This window comes from Ferroplasma sp., from assembly GCF_037442045.1.
In the GTDB taxonomy this organism is placed as follows: Archaea; Thermoplasmatota; Thermoplasmata; order Thermoplasmatales; family Thermoplasmataceae; genus Ferroplasma.
This window is the reverse complement of record NZ_JBBIRC010000006.1, coordinates 19,562-41,908: the sequence shown is the minus strand read 5'-3', so window position 1 is coordinate 41,908 and position 22,347 is coordinate 19,562. Positions and strand designations below refer to the sequence as shown.

Here is a 22,347-nt window from a genome sequence, read left to right as displayed (position 1 = left end):
CCCTCTCGATGTTCTTTTTCCTGCATAGTTATTATGATGTTCTATTATCTCGTTATCAAGGAAAGATGATTTGCTTGTATACGCTTCATCAATAACTATGGCTTGTATTCCTGATTCTTCTGCCTTATACTGTATCATGGAGATCAGGATGTTAAATGGTATCTGAACAAATTTCTGGTTATTCTTTTTGCCTATGTTGACATTCTGCTTCCATCCTTCATTGTGGCCCATGACTATGGTATCTATGCCCTTCTCTCTTGCATCATCAACAATAAATCTGCTGATTTTATGCATGATGTCATATATTTTTCTTTTCCTCATAGAAAATATTTTCTTTTCTCTTCTGGTTAGAAATTTATTGCCAAACTGCCTGTCACTGATGGATTTGAGTCTTGCATTTTCTTTATTGAAATACTGATTCACAGAATTAAGTGCACCGCCCTTAACAGCAATCGGCTTATTTCCAATGCTGTCTGCAATGGTTACGGTATTCCTTATTCCGAAATCTATTCCAATAATTCTCTTTGATTCTCTGTCTGCAATGTCTTCAATTTCTTTCCTGTATACTATCTCCACAGTATACCCAACTCCCTGTGGAACTATTCTTACTTCTCTTAAATCAACATCTTTTAACCTTGTCTTCACCTCCAATTCCATAATCCTGGGAAATTTCAATATTCCATCTTCAATTCTGCACTGCTGGTTCGTCAAAATTAAAATAAATTCACCGTTCTTTTCCTTATAGTCGGGTATTCCTGGCCTTCCAGTGAATTTATCAGGGTCTTTATTATATTCTTTTTTTGCCCTGAAAAAAGATAGCCATGCTATTGTTGTAGTTTTTATTGTCCACTGTGCTGTCTTTGCTGGAAGTTTCTGGTAATTGTTGTTTTCATTGTTCTCTGAAGGGAGCTGAAACTGCTTTACAAGGTTATTATAAGATGGCATTTTCTCCTTTTTTAAGAATGCCTGCCTGAGTATGTAATTGACCTGATTGTAAAGATTCTTTGAGAAATGGCACTGGTTGGAGATGTTACTGTCGTATTTTAAATATATCTGCTCTGTCCTGTTAACTTTCATATCCTACCTCGATGGATTGTTTATTCTTTTTAGAATGCATCTTCAATGAATAATAATGGACCATTGAAGATATATCTTCATATATTTCTTCAGAGTCCAGTTGAGTATTACCAACTTCAGAGATTACAACTATTTCAGTCCTGTATTTTTTGAATATATAGTTTAATAATTCAAAATCAGATCTGGTCAATCGAGCCTTATATGTTACAACAACCTTTTCCACCTTACTGTCCATTATCTGGTCAAGCATTTCAAAGAAGCCTTTCCTCTTTTCAAATGATATTCCTGAAGCAATGTCAGAATATATTGCATTTATTGTATAACCATTCATGAAGCACCACTGCTTCATCTGATCTATCTGATTCTGCAGATCTGTTTTCTGTTTGTATGTTGATACACGTGCATAGAGGACTGTTTTCCTCTTAACATCCTTATTGAGTATCTTATAAATATCTTCCTCGTTGTAGTTGTACCTCTTGTTCGGCATAACAGTGTATCTAATTCTTCCTGCCTTTGCATATACATGAAGTGTCTTTCTTGATATCTGCAATAAGTTCATGACCTCTTCAGCTTTCATAGTAAATATCTTATTAATTATTATCATATAAATATATCGTTATTATTGACTATACTGGTAGCTTGCTGAATTTCCAGAATACCTTACATTCGTGGGGAAAATTTCCGATATCATTGCACCTAAAGGCGAGTAGCTCAATCCATGTGCCACTGCAAAGAGGGAAAGGAATAAAATGAAGTAATCAACGCCTACAAGGTATATCGATGGAAACAGTATAATCAGAGCCAGCAAATTTGCACCTGCAATGAGAATTCTCCTTCCCTTTTTATCAGATAACTGGCCGCCTATAAACACAAATATTATGTCAAGCACCCCAAAAATTGCAGTTCCTATCAATCCATCCAGCACGGTAATTTCCTTTGCATCTTCAAACAAAACCGGAAGCAGTGATATTGCGAAATAGAAAAAGTTTCCAGAAGAACCTGCAAGCAGTGTTCCAACTATTATTTTCTTCCAGTGTTTTGTGAATAACTCTTTTTCAGGAGATTTTAAGACTTTATTCTTTTTCTTTTCTTCTTCAAATACCGGTGTTTCTTTAACTTTTAATCTTATAAATACTCCTACAATTACAATTACAAAACTTGCAAGGAAAGGAATTCTCCATCCTATTGAATACATGAAAGATGAGGGCAGGAAATATACCAAAGGTATAAAAATTGCTGTTCCAAGTAGAAGCCCAATTCCAACAGTTGATTGTATAAATGAAGCGAAAAATCCTCTTCTTTTCTTAAATGTTTCCAGGGTAAGCAACATGGCACCTCCCCATTCTCCGCCGAGGCCAAAACCAAGCACAAGTCTCAGGATAACAAGCAAAACAATTGCCATAACTCCTATACTGGCCTCGGACGGAATTAACCCTGTTAGGCCTGTGGATATGCCGGATATTAATAACGTCAGCAATAAAATCTTTTTTCTTCCAAGCCGGTCTCCATAATGGCCGAATACATAGGCTCCTACGGGCCTTGTGACAAAGCCAAGGGCAAATGTCAATAATGTCAGAAGGAGGGCCTCAGCAGCTGATACATTTGGATAAAATGTGCGTGCTATGTAAATAGCTCCTGAGGAAAAAATAAAAATCCCATACCATTCTATTATTGTCCCAATCATTGATGCAGCAATAACATCAGTTTTTTCACTCATAAAGCAGAAACTATATATTATATATATTAGTATCTATCAGTTTTCTGGCGTTTTATCCTGTTATCAATATAGAAACTGAAATTTCATAAAATTTTATAATTTTACTTCTTTTATTTAGTTATAATTTATAATAGTTATTAATATTAGACTTTAATAAGTGCTCAGACACTAAACAAAAAGCAGCATGCTATAATCCGAATGCAGAACAGAGATAACAATGCTAAATATTTATATTACAGTTTATAATACCATGCAGAAGTGAAGGAGGATTATCATGGAAAACAGTTATGTAAAGTTTGAAGCTCCCGAATCGTTAGTCAAAGATGCATTGGATTTTGTAGAAAATTCTTATAGATCCGGCAAGATTAAGAAAGGGACAAATGAAGTAGTTAAGTCTATAGAGAGAGGAGAGGCAAAGGTTGTGGTTATAGCAGAGGATGTTTCACCGCCAGAGGTTGTTTTTTATATACCAGTATTATGTGAAGAGAGAAAAGTTCCATATACATATGTAAAAAATAAAAGTGACCTTGGATTAAAAGTCGGCATTGCTTCAGCAGCATCTATTGCCGTTGTTGATTATGGCAAAAATGACGACGCATATAAAGGCCTTATATCTTCAATAGAAAGTGCAAAGTCCGGAAAGGAAGAAAAGAAGAAAGTTGAAAAACCAAAGGCAGTAGAATCAGAAAAGGCAGTAGAAACAGAAGCACAGAAATCTGTAGAAGCACCAGAAAAGAAAAAAGAAGTAAAAGAATCAAAGGCGGAATCAAAGGAAAAGCCAAAGAAAGAAAAGGCATCTGAATCAAAAGAAGCTAAAAAAGCACCTAAAAAGACATCAAAGAAAAAAGATTCAGAAGAAAGTGAAGAGTGATGCTAAATGGCAGACGATGCAACTCCAGCTGAAGTAGTAGAGTTGATGGGAAGAACCGGGATGACCGGCGAAGCCACAACTGTAAAAGTCAGAGTCCTTGATGGCAAAGACCAGGGAAGAATAATTGCAAGAAATGTTCTTGGTCCCGTTAAAGTTGGCGATATATTAATGCTAAGAGAAACTGCGAGAGAAGCCAGGAGATTATCAATAAGGTGAAATAAATGGAATATAGAAAATGTATCTTTTGCGGTCATGATATTGAACCTGCATCAGGAATGATTTATATAAGAAAGGATGGAAACGTAATGAATTTCTGTTCAAAAAAGTGCAGAGTGAATATGATCGACCTGAAAAGGGTAGCAAGAAATGTTAAATGGACAAACGAGTACCATCGCATAAAAGAAATGAAAAAGGCGTAGGCTTATGGAAAGGACACTGGTACTCGTAAAACCCGATGGAGTTAAAAAGCATATCGTAGGGAATATTATAGAGCGGTTTGAAAATAAAGGATTAAAAATTTTGTCATTAAAGATGATGAAAGTTTCAGAAAGCAAAGCTAAGGAACATTATAGTGTTCACAGCATGAAGCCATTCTTTGATGGCCTTGTTTCATATTTAACATCAGGGCCTATCATAGCCATAATACTGGAAGGAGATAACGCTATTATTTCTTGCAGAAATCTTGCTGGTGCAACCGATGGGTCAAAAGCTGCTGCAGGCACTATTCGCGGAGATTTCTCCTTGAATATAGAAGAAAATATAGTTCACGCCTCTGATTCTCAGGAAGCATACAATCACGAATATAAAATATTCTTTAATGAGAACGAGATAATGGATTATTGAATATGGAAACAACAACAAAAAAAAATTTAAGGGAACCAATCGTATGTGTGCTTGGCCATGTAGACCATGGAAAAACCACTTTGCTTGATGATATACGTGGTACCACTGTAGCAAAGAAGGAAGCAGGTGGCATAACGCAGAAAATTGGCGCAACTGAAATAGATAAAAATACACTGGATTCAAACATTAAAAATTATTTTAAAAACATAAATATCAGTATTCCCGGTTTGTTATTTATCGATACGCCAGGGCATGTGGCTTTTGCCAATATGCGTGCGATGGGCGGGGCACTGGCAGATATTGCAATACTTGTTATAGATATTAACGAGGGACTTAAGCCACAGACACTGGAATCTATTGATGTTTTAAAAAAATACAAAACCCCTTTTATAATAGCAGCAAATAAAATCGATTTAATACCATATTTCATTTCCACAAAGAATACATCTTTTAAAGAAACATTAAAAAAACAGAGAGAAGAATATGTCAATGCACTGGATGATAAATTATATAAAATAATTAACGATTTATATGTTAAAGGGGTATCATCTGACAGGTATGATAGAATAACAGATTTTACAAAATCATTTGCAATAGTGCCGGTAAGTGCAAAATTAAACATAGGTGTGCCGGATATTTTAATGGTACTTACAGGTCTTGCACAGAGATTCCTTGAAGATCATATACAATTTGAAAATAAATCCACAAGGGGATCAGTTATAGAAATTAAGAAGGAGGAGTCCCTTGGAACTACACTTGACACAATATTATATCAGGGAACACTTCATAAAGGCGATAAAATTGCACTTAACACCAGCTCAGGCCCTGCAGTGACGCGGGTAAAGGCCATACTTGCTACTGGAAAAAAAGGCGTTGAAGAAAAAGATAGTGCAAGGGCAGCTGCAGGAATTCGAATACTTTTAACAGACAAGGTTGATGCCATTTCCGGCACATCCATAATTGCTATTAAGGGCGGGAATACTGATGCTGCATTTAAAGAACTTATAAGCGAGTCAAAGCCAGATATAAAGCTCTCTGAAAATGGAATTACAATAAAGGCTGAAGCCATAGGTTCACTTGAAGCCATAGCCTATGAAATGGAGCAGAATAAAATAAATGTCAGGGAAGCGCAGATAGGGGATATTACAAAAAAGGATATTATAAATGTTTCAACCCTTAATAATCCGCTTGATAGAGTTATAGTTGGTTTCAATGTAAATATTACTGGAGATGCAAAAGAGGCTCTCTTATCCAATGACGTTAAGGCTATTTCAGGAAATGTAATATATTCAATGCTCGATGACTTAAATAAATGGCTTGAGTTCAGGAAGAACGAAATAGAGGAACAAAAGAAAAATTCCAGGCCTGTACCGGCAAAGCTTATTATAATGCCAGATTATATTTTCAGGGCTGCAAAACCGGTCATTGTGGGAATTAAAGTAATATCAGGGAGAGTTAAAGTTGGGGATAAGCTTATAAACGCCAAAAACAAATATGCAGGCACAATAAAAAGCATGAGGGACGGTGACGTAAATAAGCAGTATGCTGACCGGGGATCTGAACTATCCTGTGCAATAGAAGGTGTTACATTGAATCGGCAAATATTCGCCGATGAGGATTTATACGTTGATGTTCCAGAAAATGTAATTAAAGAAATTAAGGATCAGCCCATGGAACCTGATGTTAAAGAAACCATGGAAGAACTAATAAAAATTAAAAGAAAGGATGAACAATTCTGGGGATTCTGATCCTGCTATAATAACACAGCAATTCAAATACATTCATTTAAATATAATTGAGTATATTATTAGAATTATTGAAAAAATTATCATTAATATCAATGAAAATAGGGAGTTCGCAAGCGTTAAAGTTCCCATAAAAGCTATAATAGAAAAAAGTATTGTTTCCTTATAAATTGTACTGCCTGCAATCAAGCCTGTTGATACATCTTTCTTATTGTCATGCAGTGAAATAGACATCATAATTACTTCTGGAATAGAACCGAAGAATCCAAGGAGCAAAAATGATGATAGAAATTCATTTATTTTAAAAACATCCGATATTATAAGTGCGGAATTTATCATATTATAGGATGCAAATATTATAACAAATATTGCAAGTATGCCATAGTAAGATGGATATACTTCTTCCACTGTTATTTTATTTTCTATAGAAGGGGATTTTATTTTCTTAACAATGTAGAAAAGAAAAATAATAAGAGTAATAAATCCTATGTAAAATGGAATACTAACAAAGTAAAATGATATTATCAGTATTATTATGGCAGTACCGGCCAGTACATATGAATCCATCCTGAATCTGGAAAAGCCGGTTCTGCTGTACAATGGCATAATAATCAAAAATGCAATGAGGGTTATTACATTGGAACCCTGAATTGTACCAAAACTGACTGTTCCAAGATTTTCAGCGGAAGCCATTAACGACATCACTATCTCATCAGCTATTGCAGCAAATCCTACTATAAAGAGCCCAGTATACTTTTCGGAAAATGATAATGATTTTCCCACTTTATAGGATACATCCAGAAATATTTCCCCGGCGATATATATAGATGCAACGGAAATAATTATATCAGGTATTATAAGAACATTGTATGCAGTAGTTATATGATAAATTCCTATTAATAAATCCAAAAATAACAATATAAATAAAAAGGAAATTAAATTTATTTTTTTATTCAACGTATCACAGCATCAACTGAGGGTTATCAATTTTTACGTTTTCCTCTATTTTTGTGCCCCGTTCCAGCTTTTTATATTCAATAGAAGTGGGATGCAATACATTTAAAATATAATTAAACGCCCGGTCTGCATTGCTGTGCTCACCGCATGTGTATATATCCAGAGTTACAAGTCCATGTTCAGGCCATGTATGAAAAGACAAGTGTGATTCTGCCAGCAAAGCTATTCCACTTGCGCCCATTGGACGGAACTGATAATACTGTGAAGAAATTTCTGTTAATTCTCCTTCCTTAATAGCATTCTCTATAATGGGTGCAATACCATCAGCACTAGATATTAATCCTGCATCTACACCGTATAAATCCGCTATAATATGTACCCCTACTGCCACTTTCATCGTCCTCCATATTTGTTACACCTCTACAATTCACCATTATGATAAAGTCTTATTTAAATATTTATGAAAATTGGAAAAATTAATTTTATTTTATTAGTTTTATAATACTAGCAGCCACTAGGTTAAATTTGAAATATTAATATAATTATATTAATAATTTTATATTATTATTACTTGAGATTTTTTGTAACAAATTTTAATACATTAATCCTATAATTATTATTTATTTTACGTGAATATTTAAATTCATAAGCGGATTTATATGTGCTTCAAATCCAGTTCAATATCTGGATACTTTGATTGCAAATCTCTGATTTCATTTAATGAGAAATGGAAAAATCTGTCAGATATGATTATGGCTGTGGTAAATCCTCTTTTGGCTGCTTCAAAAGCAGCGTTAATGGCAGAATATTCAAATTTTGGCTTTATTGCCAGGTTTTCCATAACATTTGCAGCAAGTTCGCCTACCGTCCCGAGGAAATCATAATCAATATTAGCAATAGAATTCTTCACTTTAATAGATATGTCTTCAATACTCCTTATTTTTTCAACATTGTCAATAGTAATAATAATAATTTTTGTTTTTTTAATGTTGATTATGCCACGAACTCCTGTTATTCCTGTGCACTGATTTTTATTTGAATCCCTGACAATTTTACCACTGGCACCTTTGCCGGTGTATGGCCCTGCATGCAAATAACCATTATTCATATAAAGCGAGGCCTGCTCCCCATTTTTCATATCGGCATCGGATATAACTTCCCAGACCAGAGAAGAATCTATGCTTATAAGGCTTGAATGTACAAAATCTTCTATGTAATTGAGCCCATTATAAAGAAAATCGAAACCTTCCTTGGTAATTTTATTATTTTCATCGATAAATTTTTTATCTTTCAATATTTTTATATGGTAAACAACGCCCTGGAGAGTAATGTCCAGTTCCTTAGATATCTCAGATGGTCTTGTTTTCCCATTTTTTATATTTAACAGTATCATTAACTGTGAAATTAAAGCCTGCTCAATTTTCATGTTTCTGAATATTAGCATGAATATTATAATTTTTCTATTATACTATAGGTTTTATTCCACATAAAATTCTATTCTATGCCATATTTTTTTAATTCCTCTTTGAAGTATTTTACCTGTGATTCTATGTCAGGATATGAATAAATTGCCGAGACAACAGCTATCCCTGAAATTCCGTAATTCAATAATGCATCTACATTTTCCCTGTTAATGCCGCCTATGGCAAAGACAGGAATTTTGAGCTTATCGATATTTTTTAAAATTTTAATATCACACATTGTTGCATCTTCTTTTGTATCCGTATGGAAGAATGAACCAAATGCCACATAATCTGCACCAAGTTTTTCATATTTAACTGCAGTATCAACATTTCCATATGTAGAAACACCAATAATTTTACCGGGAAATTTCGTTTTCACATAATCAAAAGGGACGTCATCTTTTCCTATATGCACTCCATCGGCATCAAGAACATCCATCAGGATTGGATCATCATCTATAATAAATGGTATATCATATTCATCGCATATGGTTTTCAATTTCCTGCCATTCTCAAATTTTTCCCTGAACGAAGATTTTTTATTCCTGTATTGAAGTATATCAACACCACTTTTCACAGCCCTTTCTGTTGCTTTAATAACCTGATCGTTGAAATAATCAGGTGTAACCAGGTAAAGCCCCTTTAATTTCATTTTAATCCTCTTTTTATTCCATCACCAACTGCATCCCAGAACTGGTCTTTTTCAGGCAAGATCAATTCAGTATTTCCCGCTTTCTTGATTTTTATTCCATGCGATTGTTCAAGAATCTCTCCTATAATCGCTGCGTGTATTCCAGACTTATTAAGAATTGATATAAATTCATCTGCACACTCATTTTTAACAGTAATTAACAAAGTCCCCTCGCTTATCGACCTTAAAGGATCAATATGAAATAAACTGCACAGTTTTTCTATATCAGAATCTATAATTATTTTATCATAATCAACTATCAAACCATTTTCAGAAGCACTTCCTATTTCATAGATAGAATTCAGCAAACCACCTTCTGTTGCATCGTGCATTGATGTTACCTTATTTACAATTCCATATTTTATTGCGAGTTGCTCTTCATTTACGCATGTCATGGAATAAAATTTATCGATTATGCTGTTAAAATATTCTTTGCCTATGTTTTTTCTTACATATTCGGGAAATGTATTTGCAAGAATAATTGAAGCCTCCAGCCCACAGCTTTTTGTCATTATTATCTTATCGCCTACTCCTGCATTCTGTGTTGTTATGTACTGATCACCAATGCCCATTAGTGTTACTCCCCCAACCATTGGAAATTCAGTATTCGCATACCTTGCTGTGTGTCCTGTTACAACTTCTATATTGTATTTTATGCATTCAGAATTTATAACATCCCAGATTTCTTTAAATTCATTATCAGTAATCTTCAATGGAAGGTTAAGGTCAATGCTCATATATTCAGCCGGTATGCCTGAAGTGTATAGATCCGATAAAAGTATATGAAGTGCAAACCATGCCGCTTTCTCAAAGCCAAATGATGTATCTATATATAGAGGATCTGTGGTAACAGCCATGAATTTATTTCCTATTTTAACTATGCCAACGTCAACACCGTTTTTTGGCGGCATCACAACTTCTTTTCTAACAGCCCCGATCCTGTTTATTATATTTTCTTCAAAAAAATCTCTTGATATCTTTCCTATCATTTTATCGCCCAGAAATGTGATAATGAACCATACCCTTTTCCCATTGGAAATGAATTTTCAATTGCGCCTTCTATGTATTGCTTTGCCAGTTCTATTGCCTCAGGCAATTTTTTTCCATTTGCCAGGTAAGAAGCAATTGATGCCGAAAGGGTATCTCCTGTTCCATGCGTATTTTTTGTAGAAATGCGTTTTGATTTATATTCATAATATTCAGAACCATCATAGAGAATATCTATGGAGAAATTACCATTAGCATGCCCTCCTTTCACCAGGACAGAGGAACCGGTAATCTCATAAATTCTCTTTGCTGCCTGTCTTGAATCATCATAATTATTAATCTTCATGGAAGAAATTACTTCTGTTTCAGGTATATTTGGCGTAATAAGGTCTGCAATTTTCATCAGCTTTGAGACCATTGCATCCACAGCATCCTCTTTAAGAAGCCTGACGTTTGTTTTAGAAATCATTACTGGGTCTACAACAATGTTTTTAATATCATACTGTTTAAATTTTTCAGTAACATCGGAAATAACATGCTCGGAATACAGCATGCCTGTCTTGGCAGCATCTGTACCAATATCTTCCATAATTGCATCAAACTCTTCATTGATGAATTTAATCGGCAACTCGTAAATCGATTTTACGGTTACGCTATTCTGTGCTGTTAAAGAAACTATAACAGCAGTTCCAAATACTTTCATAGCAGTAAATGTTTTCAAATCTGCCATAATGCCTGCTCCACCTCCAGAATCGGTTGAAGCAACAGTCATAACTCTGCTAACCATGTTTATATTATACATTAACAATATTTAACAATATTGAGATAAAAATGATTTATAAATACACAAAATACTATACATAACCTTCATGATGGGAAATTCACTGTTTATTTGGGGTCTACTATATCTCAATTTCCAACAGAGTGGATTCTTTGGAGACTCAAATAGCCTCTGGTTTAACAACTATCAAAATATAGAAAGAGTATAGATTACAGTATTCAATCATTTTTACTGAAAACAGAAACCAGTGGCATAATATATTATTTAAAATTTCTATGAAAAATGGATTAACTCTAATTCTGTACTTTTTATTATCAAAAGCATTAATGCTTAAAGTTAATAAATTATTAGAGAAAAAAAGCAATGATTATCTTGATATAGCAATAACTGTTAAAAAACCTTAACAAATTGGCCATGGATCTTAACGGTGCAGAATTATTGTGATATCTTGAAATAACAATATGTATTAATCCTGAATGTACAATTTACAAAATATTTTCTAATGGGAATCAAAAAATTATCCATAATTTCTGTACATCATATTATAAACACTTTTCTGCACATATTTTTTGTAGGCTAAGAAAACGGAGGGTTTTATATAAATTTATATATGTCCTACAAATACTCATACATAATGGATATTTTACAGGCTATTGGTCTCGCTATAATTGCTATTGGATTAGTTTACGTGATTTATCAGTTTCCCATATTATACTATGGCTACAAAGAATTCACGAAATATGATATTGATTTTTCAGAACTCGATGAAGAAAAGTTTTCTGGATTAAAAATGTATAAGCCATTAGTAACCATTATTGTTCCGGCCAAGGATGAGGAATCAGTTATTGGCAGAACTATCGAATCAATTCTAAATCAAAAATATAAAAACTTTGAACTGTTTGTTGTTATAGACAATTCATCTGATAACACATATAAAATTGCAAAAGAATATGAGACCAGGGACAAAAGAGTTAAAGTATTCAACAGGCCGGATGGCAAAAGCAAAGCATCAGCACTGAATTTTTGTTTTAAAATGTCCAGCGGTGAAATAATTGCAACATATGATGCAGATACAGTGCTATTGCCAAATACACTTGAAAATGCTGTATACGGAATGAATTATTTCAATGTTGACGTTTTGCAGGGATATAATTCCTATATAAATAGGGATGAGAATATATTTACAAGGCTTGCAGTAATAGATGAAATTTTAGTAAAAGCAACTCTTATAGGAAGAACACATTTTAATCTATTTGTCCCGGTTGCCGGTTCAAATCAGTATTTCAAAAGAAAGGTAATACAAAATATAGGTGGGTGGGATGAAAAATTTCTTACCGAAGATCTTGAAAGCTCATTGAGAATCTCAAATGCAAGATACAAATCTGCATATCTTAGCAGTGCAAAGGCGTTGCAGGAAACTCCCGCATCATATTCAGAATATTTTAAGCAGAGAACAAGATGGCTTCGTGGCTATCATCAGGTATTTCTGCATTCCAAGAAAAAGTTAAGCAAATTTGCCGATTTTGATGTACTGATGATTGTTCTTGCACCGACATTTTCAGGCATCCTGTTCTTCGGGTGGTTATACATATCACTTTTAAATTTTTACAACCCATTTGTGCATTCAATGAGAACTTATTTTATATCGCTGATTTTGATATCTCTTGGAATATATGCGGCTGCTCTCATTCTTGTCTTAATTAAAAAAAGGCAGAATCTGATATATATACCCCTTATTTACATATATTTGACATTGAATTCGTTGATTTCAATCTATACATTTTTCCTGGAAATTACAGGGGCTAAACGTGTCTGGCATAAGGTAAAGAAGACCGGCAAAACAACACTTTAATAATTACTTTTTTATGTCCAGATATGGTACTTGACTCATACAGAAAAAATGCTGACAAATTTTTAGACCCTTTAACAAAAAAATTTTCAAAAGCAAACCCAAATATTATTTCAATATTATCGCTTGTATTTGCTGCACTTGCGGGAATATTTTATTATTTAAGCCATTATTTTTTATTGCTCGCCTTTATTTTTATAATATTTTCCGCACTTTTTGACGCACTTGACGGGAAAGTTGCAAGATTGCGAAATATTCAATCAAGCAAGGGCGACATGCTGGACCATGTATTCGACCGGTATTCTGATATATTCATTATTCTTGGAATGACATTTTCAATTTATGGAAATGTTTACCTTGGATTGTTCGCAATAATAGGAATACTGTTAACAAGCTATATGGGCACACAATCCCAGGCTCTTGGCCTTAAACGGGATTATTCCGGAATTGCAGGGAGGGCTGACAGGCTTGTTCTTATAATTATATTTTCACTGCTTCAGTTTTTTATAACATCCCATTTTATTGTTTATTCTGTAGATATATATGCCACAGGTTTGCTGCTTATATGGTTTGGGCTGGCAGGAAATATCAATGCCATTACAAGATTCTTTGACATGTATAAAAGTTTATAAATTATTTAGGAAATCAACATATTTTTTATTATACTGTTCAGCATCTTTTTTATTAATGGACTCAGAAAAAATTCTTATTATTTTTTCTGTACCTGATGGGCGTATCAATGTCCAGCCATTTGCGTCATATAGTTTAATTCCATCTGTAAAGTCCATTTTATTGCCTTTATATTTTTCCATTAATAATTTTTTTATGTCATCCCATTCTTTCTTTCTTGGAACAGATGTTTTTATCATAGTATAGTCAGGTATGCCCTTAAGCAATTCTGATACTGTTTTATTTTCTTTTGCCAGTAAATTAAGCATAAGTGCCATAGTCATTGCTCCATCCCTGCAGAATTGATGCTTTCCATATATAATGCCACCATTTTCCTCTCCGCCTATTGATGCTTTGTTTTCTATCATAGCACGTGCAACAATTGGTGCTCCCACTCTTGTTGATATTAATTTCGCACCTTTTTCCCTGCAAACTTCCTCCAGGGCATCAGAACTGCTTACTGGTGTAACTACAATATCTCCTTTATTTACTGTATTCTTAACAATTAATGCCAGGCTTTTGTCACCATCGATATAATTTCCATTCTCATCTATGAATACACATCTATCGGCATCTCCATCGTGCGCTATACCCAGATCAAATTTACCAGTCTTCATTATAGAAATAAGATCCACAAGATTTTCTGGTTTTGGCTCTGAATTTCTTGATGAGAACTTTCCATCCGGATTTGCATTCAATGATACTACATGGCAATTTAATTTTGCAAGTATTGTTGGGCTCGTAAAATATGATGCTCCATTGCCCGTATCTATTGCTACCTTCAAATGGCTTTCCATAATCCTTTTAGAATCTATAGAATCTATAATGCTGTCCATATAAAGGTCTATAGCAGTGCTGTCATAGTAATATCTTCCTATTTTATCCCATGCAGCTTTTTTATATGCCTTTTTTTCGTAGATCTCTTCTATTTTTACTTCCATCTCTTCATTTATTTCAGTACCATCAGAAGCTATAGCTTTAATTCCATTATACTGCGGAGGATTATGCGATGCTGTAATCATGATTCCAGGAATTTTATTTACTTTGCAATAATATTGAAGGCCCGGAGTTGGCAATTCACCTGTATAAATAACGTCTGCACCGGTAGACATAACTGCAGAATCAACAACCTGCATGAACATATCACCACTGATTCTTGTATCCTTTGCTATTGCAATTTTCGGTGAATTAAAAAATGTGCCAATTGCGCTACCTATTCCACTTGCAAGTTCAATGGTCAAATCCTGGTTTGGTATGCCCCTTATCCCATTTGTGCCAAATAACTGTGGCTGTTTCATTCTTTATGATTGTTATTTATTATAATAAGTTTTTATCCTGTATATCATATGTACTGCCACGCCATGATATACTTTTCATTCTCCTGGCAATAATCAGATTTATCATGTAAATAACCGGAAGCATTATGGCTGCCAGTATATTATCCGGTTTCACATGCTTCAATCTTTTGAGCATGTTATATATGTAAATTGCTGATGGAATAAGAAAAAGGAAATATAATGGATTGTAAAATATGCCCATAAAAATTGCAGAAAGGAATAAAAACATGTATGAACCATAGAAAAGCATGCCGTAATAATATACTTTTGGCGAAGCTGATATGGATAAAGCAGTTTGCCGATTTGCCCATTCAAAGAATATTTTGAAATTATCAGGGGAATTAACATCCGGCATAGCAGAATCAACATAATAAATTTTCTTACCTTTCTGCTTGCATATCTTTGTAAGTGCAGTGTCATCAGATATGTGCTCACTGAAAAAACCTAGAGAATCCTGTATAAACTCAGACCTGAATCCCAGGGATCCTCCCCATCCAAATCTTGTTAATTTTGATTCCATAAGCCCCATTCCTACAAATCCCCATATCTCTTTAACATTAGACCAGAAGCCATTTTTTGGCTCAAAATATGGGAACGTTGTTGACAATCCTGCATCCTGGTTTTTCAAGGGCATTACCATGTCTAAAAGCCAGTTTTCATTTACTTCAATATCGGAATCTGCAAGCAGATAAGCATTATAATCCTTAAATTTTTCAATTGCAGTGCTTATAGCTCTCACCTTTCCACTGCATTTGTTGCAATTGTATGAGCTTATTATATAATCTATCTCCAGTTTCCTAATTATTTCCAGAGCTTCTTCCTTTTCTGAATCAACAACACATAAAAGTTTAAAATTATCATATTTCTGCTTTTTTATTGAAAGCAAATTAGTTTCAAGGCTATAATCAATGCCCTTTACTGGCATAATAACCAGTGTTTTTGGCCTGTAGTCATTTACTATATGTTCGCTTTTATATTTATGCATTTCAATGTAAATAAATCCCGCAGATATGAACAGCAAAATAACAGTATAAAAAGCAAATAAAATGAATAAAATTAGCATTTTATATTAATGTAATATCTCTTGTATCTACCTGGCTCACATCCTTAATAGATGATATGGCATTCTCAACTGCATCTATTTTTCCCTCTTCATCAGGTATTATAACAGAAAACATCAACGCACTGAGGCCAAAGCCTATTTCGTCTTCCTTTACTTCATTAATCTTGCATAAGTTGCCAATCTTTTCAGAAATGGTTTTCTTTAAATTATTCAAGTCAACTTCTACTGATTCTGGAAGCACCCTTAACTGAACCATTACATCTCCCATAATATCACGGCCCTATGAATCCACATTTTGGGCATTCATACTTTGTTGAATGCTCTCTGCATTGCTTGCATCTTCCAATCATTTCTTCCCCACATTGTGGGCATTCGAATATTGAATATCCTACTTCAACGAGGCCAATGCCGCATGAAGTACATGTTTCCTTTGTATTTATTTTAACCACTCTCTGGCTCTTTATTAAATATACCTATTTAACTTTTATATATTTATTTAATTACCGCACTCTCTATCAAAAATATATAATCAATTATAGTAATTCCCTACCTATTATCGATATATATGTAATTAATCATAAAAGCCGAAGAATTCATGAACCTGTTGCAGATATCCAGAAAGGCACTTCATGTATATGGAAAAACAGGATTAATTATATTATCATGCCAAATAAGAGGTTTCTAGCATAAACACCAAGTAGGCAATTAAAACATTAAAGGATTCATGGAGTTCATTCTTTAAGGCATTAAAAGAATACAATAAAGACCTTGATAAATTCACTGAAAGGCCAGGAATGCCGCAATACAAGGAAAAGGATGGTGAATTTATAATTATATTCAGGAACCAGCAGTGCAGAATATAAAACGGAGTGCTTAAGTTTCCCAAAGCATTGAATATAGAAATAAAAACAGCATTAAATAATGTAGAATTAAGAGAGGTAATGATAGTACCTCAAGGTATCGGATATGTCGTTTATGTAGTATACATGAAAGATATTTCAGATGAATAATCCAATGCAAATGGCATTATAGGCATTGACTCTAGCATAAGGAATGCTAAAACCATTGCAGGCAGCATTGGAAATAAGCCAATTGCTGTCAAAGGCGGTGTACTCAATTCTGTAAACCAGTATTTTAATAAGGAATATGCAGAGCTAAAATCAATAAGTGACTGGCAGTTTGGTAATAAATTTCTAACTAAAAAAGAAAAGAAAATATTTGCTATTAGGAACAGGAAAATAAATGACATTATGCATAAAATCAGCGGATTTATTATCGATTATGCAGAGGCAAATGGAATAGGCATGATTGTCGTGGGTCACAATGAAGGATGGAAGCAAAACGTAAATATTGGTTCAAAGAATAACCAGAAGTTCGTTCAAATATCATATAATAAGCCAATATCCAGTATAAGATAAAAAGCAGAGAAATACAGTATAAATACCATAGTTATAGATGAATCATATACAGGCAAAGCATTATTTCTTGATAACGAAAAAATAGAGAACCATAATAAATATACAGGAAAGAGGATATCAAGGGGTCTCTTCAGGTCCTCAGATAAAACAATAATTAATGCAGATACCAATACCGCATATAATATGATAAGAAAAGCAATCCCAGAATCATTAGAGGACGGATAGAGGGTATTGGGTTGTACCTAGGAAGTTTAAGCATCAAAGAAATGATAACTTCCAAAGGAATTTATTAACATAGTTAACAAATTTCACAACGTTGAATTGCATACAAGCAGTAAATCCTCTTATTATAATGTTTTCAGTTGGTTGCCTGTTATTACGGCACTCTATATTTTCGTGTATAATAAACAGGTGGTTTTCTCAGCAGAATGGAGTAAAATACGCTGTATTATATTTTTACCATAAACTAATTTAATAGTTAATAATTATCCGGCATGGAAGTATTATATAACAATAATAAAACGGAAATCGATGAAAAGGGATTTTTTATAGCTTCAAGAAACCCTTTATATTATGGGCTGATAGTAAATCCATCCAGTGATCTCTGGAGCTATATGGTTCAGACGAACATGGTGGAATGCGTTGTAGAAAAGAAAAAGGAAAAATTTACTATTCCTTATAGAATCGATGTTGGAGAAAATAGCATATTTTTTATAAAGCCGGAATAAAATATTAAAGGCCGAAAAATGATGGTATAAATCCATCAATAATATTCAGTATTATTGTAAGTATAAATACCACTGCAAAGATCTTGCTGTTCCAGTAAAATACTTTGCTGCCATCCAGTGGCGGAAACGGTATTAAATTGAACAGTGCAAACCATAAATTTAGCAATGCAACCCAGAATAAAATTGTTGAGGCAATAAAACCTACATTTAAAAAAGTATAGGCAAGAAATGCAACAATTCCAATAAATATATTCGTTCCCGGACCAGCCAGAGCTATTTTTCCTTCACTCTCCTTATCATATAATCCTGCAAATTGAACTGCACCAGGTGCTGCAAATATAAATCCAAAAATCGATGTTACCAGTGCCAGAAGTATGCCAGCAGGCCATAACTTAAAAAATGCGACAGCACCAAGCTTCCTTGCCACAGTTCTATGTGCCATTTCGTGCATTAAGAACGCAGTTACTGTCACTGAAAAGCCTATCAATAAGTCAAGTTCAAATCTTGTTGGGCTTACAATTCTAAGCCCACCATTAATCATCAAAGTAAATGCTATTGTAAGTACTATCACCGCAATAATAATATCATTTGATTCATTGTTTCTGTTGTACATCATTTAATTCAACATTCCTTTCTTAATTTTTCCCACAATATACACTGCATCCATTATGCCTATCTTATATTTTAATATAATTTCTATAATTCCAGGTACAAAACTGAGATTTTCAATATCTATAAACATCCAGTTTCCCGATAATTCATCCTCTTTATAATATCCTTCTATGCATCTTTTAATAAAAATGTAAAAATTTTTAGATTTTATTACGCTATCAGTGACTTTAAAAATATGATATATACGCACATCCATTATGTTTTTAATGCCGGCATTTGCAAGTCTCTCAATTATATTTACCGATTCATTATTGTATTCATATGGAGCTATGTACAAATAAGGCTCTCCACCATTTATAAATTCATATACGTCATTTGCAAGGTATTCCGGTACATTACTGCGGATTTCATCCAGATCCCATATTTTATTTTCAATATATTCATTTTCCAGGACTTTTCTTGTAAAGCCGATAACCGTTTTAATTCTATAAGCAGATCCGAGCCTTGAATTTATGCCTGCACGCATATTATCTGTTAACATATTTTCATAATCATGCATTATAACACGAACTCCAGTGTAATTAAACAATCTGATCTGGGAATAAATCCAGTATTTTATATTATTTTCATTTATAAATTCACTATTGTTTTTGAATAAATTTACGGTTGAGCTATAATCACGCAAATTATAAGAGGTTTGAACCATCCTGTTAAAAGATGAAGTATTTTTTCTCTCATAAAAAAGTCTGTAAGAAGTTTCAAGAGCCTCATCAGTATTTCCATTATTGATTTGTGACTTAATAAGCCTATCATATAATAAATTTTCATCTGGATAATATTTTATGAGTTCTCTTAATATCACTATCTCATCACCGTATAATTCCATACTATCAAATCTCTCAGCAAGAAGTTCGCCCATGATTTTGTCATGGGTATTAAAGAAAAGATCGGACATGAAGGATTTCAATGGTATTGTTTCCCACGCATGTGCAATTAAAAATTCTACAATCTTTTTATTATCATAATGATCTTTTGCTATTTTTTTGACATTCTCATAATCTTTCCTGAAATAATAATAAAGAATGAGATGAAACCATTCATTCATTAATTCCATGGCACTGCTCACAGCATTGGACAATGGTTCTCCTGCAAAAAGATCCTGAAAAAGCTGGTCTTTTGAAGCCTTATTATTCCTTATGTATGCAAGATTAAAATACTCCAGAGCTTTTTTGATTATTCTCTTGCTATAATAGTATCTTGATAGGATCATGAAACCAGCATAACATTTCTTTTTGTAATATTCCAGAAAGTCTATGGCAATTTGCTCATTTTTTGTTTTTAGTATTGAATAGTGCCTGATCACATCTTTTTGATCCCCACTAATAAAAAGTGCCATAGCAGAATATTTTAATTTTTGCTTATAATTATCAAAGCAATAACGCTTCAATCTATATACACTCAAATCCGGCATATCAAGCTTTTCAATAGCCGTCACAAATTCATCATTAACTTTGATCTGCTCGTTTTCCACAAAACTATCTAACTTTGAAAGCACATCTATAAATCCTAAATCAACTGCCGACCTTATATAAGCTGCCACATTTTCATTTTTCACCAGACCAATTTTTATCCTCAAAGCCATAAAATCAGTATTGTCCAATATTGACATGGCTGCCTCGACGTGTTTAATTGCCTCGGATAAATCAGATTTTTTGAATTCAATATAGGCTCTGCAATAATAATAAAATGCATCATTGCCCTGTGCCTGTGCAGAAGTAAGAACCTCTAAAGCATCATCATAACGCTTATTCACTATGAGTGTTCTCGTTAATGGATACAGGAAATATATTGAATCGCTAAGGCCTTCAGCACTTTCACCGTTATTTATTGATAAAATATTGTCCTTGAGAGATGACAGCGATTTATACTGCCCCATTCCAAGAAGATTCCTTATGTAACTTTTATTGAAAGACCCATGGCCGCCAGCAGATGCGGCAATTATGTATGTGCATGAAACCGAGTTTCCAGTTTTCATTTTATTAATAAATTTTATATAATCTATTTTTTTGCCCTGTATATACAAAATTATCAGATCAAGTAGGGTTCCACTTTTGTTTATCACACTGAATTTTTTTACATTTTCCTTATTCCTTATAATAGCAAAAATAGCGTCAATGACAGCGCCGGAATCAAGCATGCTTTCATTGCCAGAAATAAAACTTACAGCTTCATCTATTCTGCGGGAGTATATCAATGAACTGCAATACAGTGGTTTAAACGAATCAATTAAATTATTTGCATCAATATATGAAATCAATTCTTTATATTCTTCATTTCTGAAGAGGTAATTAACAACAATTTTATAATTTCCCGGTTCCTTTTCTCCTCTTTCAATTAAATTTAATGCGCTTTTGTATTCCATTTCAGGATTGTCAACAGCATGGTAATACTTTATCAGCAATTCCTGGATTTCATTGCTGTCACCATATTTGGAAGTGTATTCCTTAAAATCAGCTTCTGCTTCATTATAAAGGTCGAGTGAAATTTCACTTTCAATTTTATATCTTAAAAGTTTTTTATCAAGATTTCCGGCACTCTCAAGCAAATTAATATAATTTAATACAGAATAAAAATCCTTTATTTCATAACTGTTTTCAATAACCATGTTAATAGCATTTTTATTAATATTATAATAAATGTATTTATAAATCCTTAAGGCTTGCTCATAGTTCCCTGTATGATAGTAGGCATCTGCCAGTAATTCATCTCCATTTTCAACTGAATTTGCTAATTCAATGACTTTTTGATAATTTCCAAGATACGAATAATACTTTTCTAAATTAATTTTTTTATAATCTATATTGTTTTCCAGGACCTCGTGAACCAATTGCTCAAGTTTCTCTTTCTTGCCTGCTCCCATATAATAGTTCGCCAGAATTGAATAACAGTCAGGGCTTGCATTTTCTTTAATACAGATATTCATAATATTCTCAAAATCTGTGGAGCTTCCATTAATTTTATAAATTTCTACCAGCTCTCTTATTTCCTTTTCTTTGTGATGAGCACTGAAATAATTTCTAAAAGGCATTTCCATATATATTCCAGCATTTGCAAGAAGATTTACAACTTCATCATTGCTGGAGTTGCTTATAATATTATTAAATGCTTCTTTTACTTCATTCAAATTCAAAAGGTCTTTTCTTTCTCTAATTAAATTAACAAACTCCCTAATGTCCCCCTCATCATAGAATTTTAGCGCCTGCTCCCTAGCAATAACTGGATTGTTACTGTCTATATACAAAAGGGCACTGTAAAGTTCATCATTTATTTTCACGTCTTTTAAATTATCATATAGAAACTGGGAAATCTGGCTGTCCAGTATTTCCTTGATATCTTCTTTTGCCTGTATAATATAATCTGTAAAGATGGTGATATTGTTCCTATCTTTAGCTTTTTTTAATTTACTGAGTAATTTATTTTTTACCATTAGATGCTCTACAGCAATCATTAATAGTGTAGTTTCATAATGGTATATTAGT

General features: G+C 33.4%; 24 protein-coding genes. 9 read left to right on the top strand and 15 right to left on the bottom strand.

The window, feature by feature from the left end; translation table 11 throughout:
* The 3 genes from WKI77_RS01715 to WKI77_RS01705 form a co-directional block, all read right to left on the bottom strand.
* Nucleotides 1-1,077 (bottom strand): transposase (locus tag WKI77_RS01715; RefSeq protein ID WP_337860105.1); only part of this gene is annotated, 1,077 nt, incomplete at its 3' end.
* Nucleotides 1,067-1,654 (bottom strand): IS607 family transposase, encoded by a 588-nt coding sequence (locus WKI77_RS01710; protein ID WP_337860104.1) that lies wholly within the window; start codon nucleotides 1,652-1,654, stop codon nucleotides 1,067-1,069. The genes WKI77_RS01715 and WKI77_RS01710, both read right to left, overlap by 11 nt.
* Before the next feature lie 42 nt (nucleotides 1,655-1,696).
* Complete coding sequence (locus WKI77_RS01705; RefSeq protein ID WP_337860103.1) at nucleotides 1,697-2,794, bottom strand: MFS transporter; 1,098 nt, start codon at nucleotides 2,792-2,794, stop codon at nucleotides 1,697-1,699.
* Nucleotides 2,795-3,068: 274 nt separating this feature from the next.
* Between WKI77_RS01705 and rpl7ae the strand changes: the two genes are divergently transcribed.
* Genes rpl7ae through infB form a run of 5 tightly spaced genes read left to right on the top strand, consistent with a single transcriptional unit; the run spans nucleotide 3,069 to nucleotide 6,256 of the window.
* Nucleotides 3,069-3,665: a 50S ribosomal protein L7Ae gene (gene rpl7ae, locus WKI77_RS01700; protein WP_337860102.1), complete on the top strand. Its 597-nt coding sequence runs from the start codon at nucleotides 3,069-3,071 to the stop codon at nucleotides 3,663-3,665.
* A gap of 6 nt (nucleotides 3,666-3,671) precedes the next feature.
* Nucleotides 3,672-3,881, top strand: coding sequence for a 30S ribosomal protein S28e (locus tag WKI77_RS01695; protein WP_009887647.1), 210 nt, complete (start codon nucleotides 3,672-3,674; stop codon nucleotides 3,879-3,881).
* 5 nt (nucleotides 3,882-3,886) lie between these two features.
* Nucleotides 3,887-4,084, top strand: coding sequence for a 50S ribosomal protein L24e (locus WKI77_RS01690; RefSeq protein ID WP_337860101.1), 198 nt, complete (start codon nucleotides 3,887-3,889; stop codon nucleotides 4,082-4,084).
* Between the two features lie 4 nt (nucleotides 4,085-4,088).
* Nucleotides 4,089-4,508 (top strand): nucleoside-diphosphate kinase, encoded by a 420-nt coding sequence (gene ndk, locus WKI77_RS01685; protein WP_337860100.1) that lies wholly within the window; start codon nucleotides 4,089-4,091, stop codon nucleotides 4,506-4,508.
* A gap of 2 nt (nucleotides 4,509-4,510) precedes the next feature.
* On the top strand, nucleotides 4,511-6,256 hold the full coding sequence (gene infB / locus WKI77_RS01680) for a translation initiation factor IF-2 (RefSeq protein WP_337860099.1): 1,746 nt from the start codon (nucleotides 4,511-4,513) through the stop codon (nucleotides 6,254-6,256).
* A gap of 33 nt (nucleotides 6,257-6,289) precedes the next feature.
* Here the strand turns inward: infB and WKI77_RS01675 are convergent, their stop codons facing one another.
* The 6 genes from WKI77_RS01675 to thiD all read right to left on the bottom strand — a co-directional run bounded on the left by WKI77_RS01675 (nucleotide 6,290) and on the right by thiD (nucleotide 11,138).
* Nucleotides 6,290-7,162, bottom strand: a complete 873-nt coding sequence (locus tag WKI77_RS01675) for a hypothetical protein (RefSeq protein WP_337860098.1) — start codon at nucleotides 7,160-7,162, stop codon at nucleotides 6,290-6,292.
* Nucleotides 7,163-7,214: 52 nt separating this feature from the next.
* Nucleotides 7,215-7,607, bottom strand: coding sequence for an adenosylmethionine decarboxylase (speD, locus tag WKI77_RS01670; protein ID WP_337860097.1), 393 nt, complete (start codon nucleotides 7,605-7,607; stop codon nucleotides 7,215-7,217).
* A 258-nt stretch (nucleotides 7,608-7,865) separates the two neighbouring features.
* Nucleotides 7,866-8,636, bottom strand: a complete 771-nt coding sequence (locus WKI77_RS01665) for a transcriptional regulator (RefSeq protein ID WP_337860096.1) — start codon at nucleotides 8,634-8,636, stop codon at nucleotides 7,866-7,868.
* A gap of 68 nt (nucleotides 8,637-8,704) precedes the next feature.
* On the bottom strand, nucleotides 8,705-9,325 hold the full coding sequence (gene thiE / locus WKI77_RS01660; RefSeq protein WP_337860095.1) for a thiamine phosphate synthase: 621 nt from the start codon (nucleotides 9,323-9,325) through the stop codon (nucleotides 8,705-8,707).
* Nucleotides 9,322-10,353 (bottom strand): AIR synthase family protein, encoded by a 1,032-nt coding sequence (locus WKI77_RS01655; RefSeq protein ID WP_337860094.1) that lies wholly within the window; start codon nucleotides 10,351-10,353, stop codon nucleotides 9,322-9,324. Before WKI77_RS01655 ends, thiE begins: the two co-directional genes overlap by 4 nt.
* Nucleotides 10,350-11,138, bottom strand: coding sequence for a bifunctional hydroxymethylpyrimidine kinase/phosphomethylpyrimidine kinase (thiD, locus tag WKI77_RS01650; protein WP_337860093.1), 789 nt, complete (start codon nucleotides 11,136-11,138; stop codon nucleotides 10,350-10,352). The genes WKI77_RS01655 and thiD overlap by 4 nt, the downstream gene beginning before the upstream one ends.
* Nucleotides 11,139-11,766: 628 nt before the next feature.
* Between thiD and WKI77_RS01645 the strand changes: the two genes are divergently transcribed.
* Both WKI77_RS01645 and WKI77_RS01640 read left to right on the top strand, forming a co-directional pair.
* Nucleotides 11,767-12,984, top strand: coding sequence for a glycosyltransferase (locus tag WKI77_RS01645; RefSeq protein ID WP_337860092.1), 1,218 nt, complete (start codon nucleotides 11,767-11,769; stop codon nucleotides 12,982-12,984).
* A gap of 23 nt (nucleotides 12,985-13,007) precedes the next feature.
* Nucleotides 13,008-13,613: a CDP-alcohol phosphatidyltransferase family protein gene (locus WKI77_RS01640; RefSeq protein WP_337860091.1), complete on the top strand. Its 606-nt coding sequence runs from the start codon at nucleotides 13,008-13,010 to the stop codon at nucleotides 13,611-13,613.
* On the opposite strand, the gene glmM is transcribed toward WKI77_RS01640, so the two are convergent.
* Genes glmM through WKI77_RS01620 form a run of 4 tightly spaced genes read right to left on the bottom strand, consistent with a single transcriptional unit; the run spans nucleotide 13,608 to nucleotide 16,499 of the window.
* Complete coding sequence (gene glmM / locus WKI77_RS01635) at nucleotides 13,608-14,948, bottom strand: phosphoglucosamine mutase (protein ID WP_337860090.1); 1,341 nt, start codon at nucleotides 14,946-14,948, stop codon at nucleotides 13,608-13,610. The two genes, WKI77_RS01640 and glmM, sit on opposite strands and share 6 nt — an antisense overlap.
* A gap of 19 nt (nucleotides 14,949-14,967) precedes the next feature.
* On the bottom strand, nucleotides 14,968-16,008 hold the full coding sequence (locus tag WKI77_RS01630; RefSeq protein ID WP_337860089.1) for a glycosyltransferase family 2 protein: 1,041 nt from the start codon (nucleotides 16,006-16,008) through the stop codon (nucleotides 14,968-14,970).
* Between the two features lie 43 nt (nucleotides 16,009-16,051).
* Nucleotides 16,052-16,306, bottom strand: coding sequence for an elongation factor 1-beta (locus WKI77_RS01625; RefSeq protein WP_337860088.1), 255 nt, complete (start codon nucleotides 16,304-16,306; stop codon nucleotides 16,052-16,054).
* Nucleotides 16,307-16,322: 16 nt separating this feature from the next.
* Nucleotides 16,323-16,499, bottom strand: coding sequence for a zinc finger domain-containing protein (locus tag WKI77_RS01620; protein ID WP_337860087.1), 177 nt, complete (start codon nucleotides 16,497-16,499; stop codon nucleotides 16,323-16,325).
* Between the two features lie 576 nt (nucleotides 16,500-17,075).
* Between WKI77_RS01620 and WKI77_RS01615 the strand changes: the two genes are divergently transcribed.
* Both WKI77_RS01615 and WKI77_RS01610 read left to right on the top strand, forming a co-directional pair.
* The gene (locus tag WKI77_RS01615; protein ID WP_337860107.1) at nucleotides 17,076-17,468 is read left to right on the top strand and encodes an IS200/IS605 family accessory protein TnpB-related protein; all 393 of its coding nucleotides are present in this window, start codon (nucleotides 17,076-17,078) and stop codon (nucleotides 17,466-17,468) included.
* Between the two features lie 494 nt (nucleotides 17,469-17,962).
* Nucleotides 17,963-18,196, top strand: coding sequence for a hypothetical protein (locus tag WKI77_RS01610; protein ID WP_337860086.1), 234 nt, complete (start codon nucleotides 17,963-17,965; stop codon nucleotides 18,194-18,196).
* 4 nt (nucleotides 18,197-18,200) lie between these two features.
* Here the strand turns inward: WKI77_RS01610 and WKI77_RS01605 are convergent, their stop codons facing one another.
* Together WKI77_RS01605 and WKI77_RS01600 are read right to left on the bottom strand one after the other, a co-directional pair.
* Nucleotides 18,201-18,812, bottom strand: a complete 612-nt coding sequence (locus WKI77_RS01605) for a peptidase (protein ID WP_337860085.1) — start codon at nucleotides 18,810-18,812, stop codon at nucleotides 18,201-18,203.
* Nucleotides 18,813-22,316, bottom strand: a complete 3,504-nt coding sequence (locus tag WKI77_RS01600; RefSeq protein WP_337860084.1) for a hypothetical protein — start codon at nucleotides 22,314-22,316, stop codon at nucleotides 18,813-18,815.
* Between the last annotated feature and the right edge of the window lie 31 nt (nucleotides 22,317-22,347).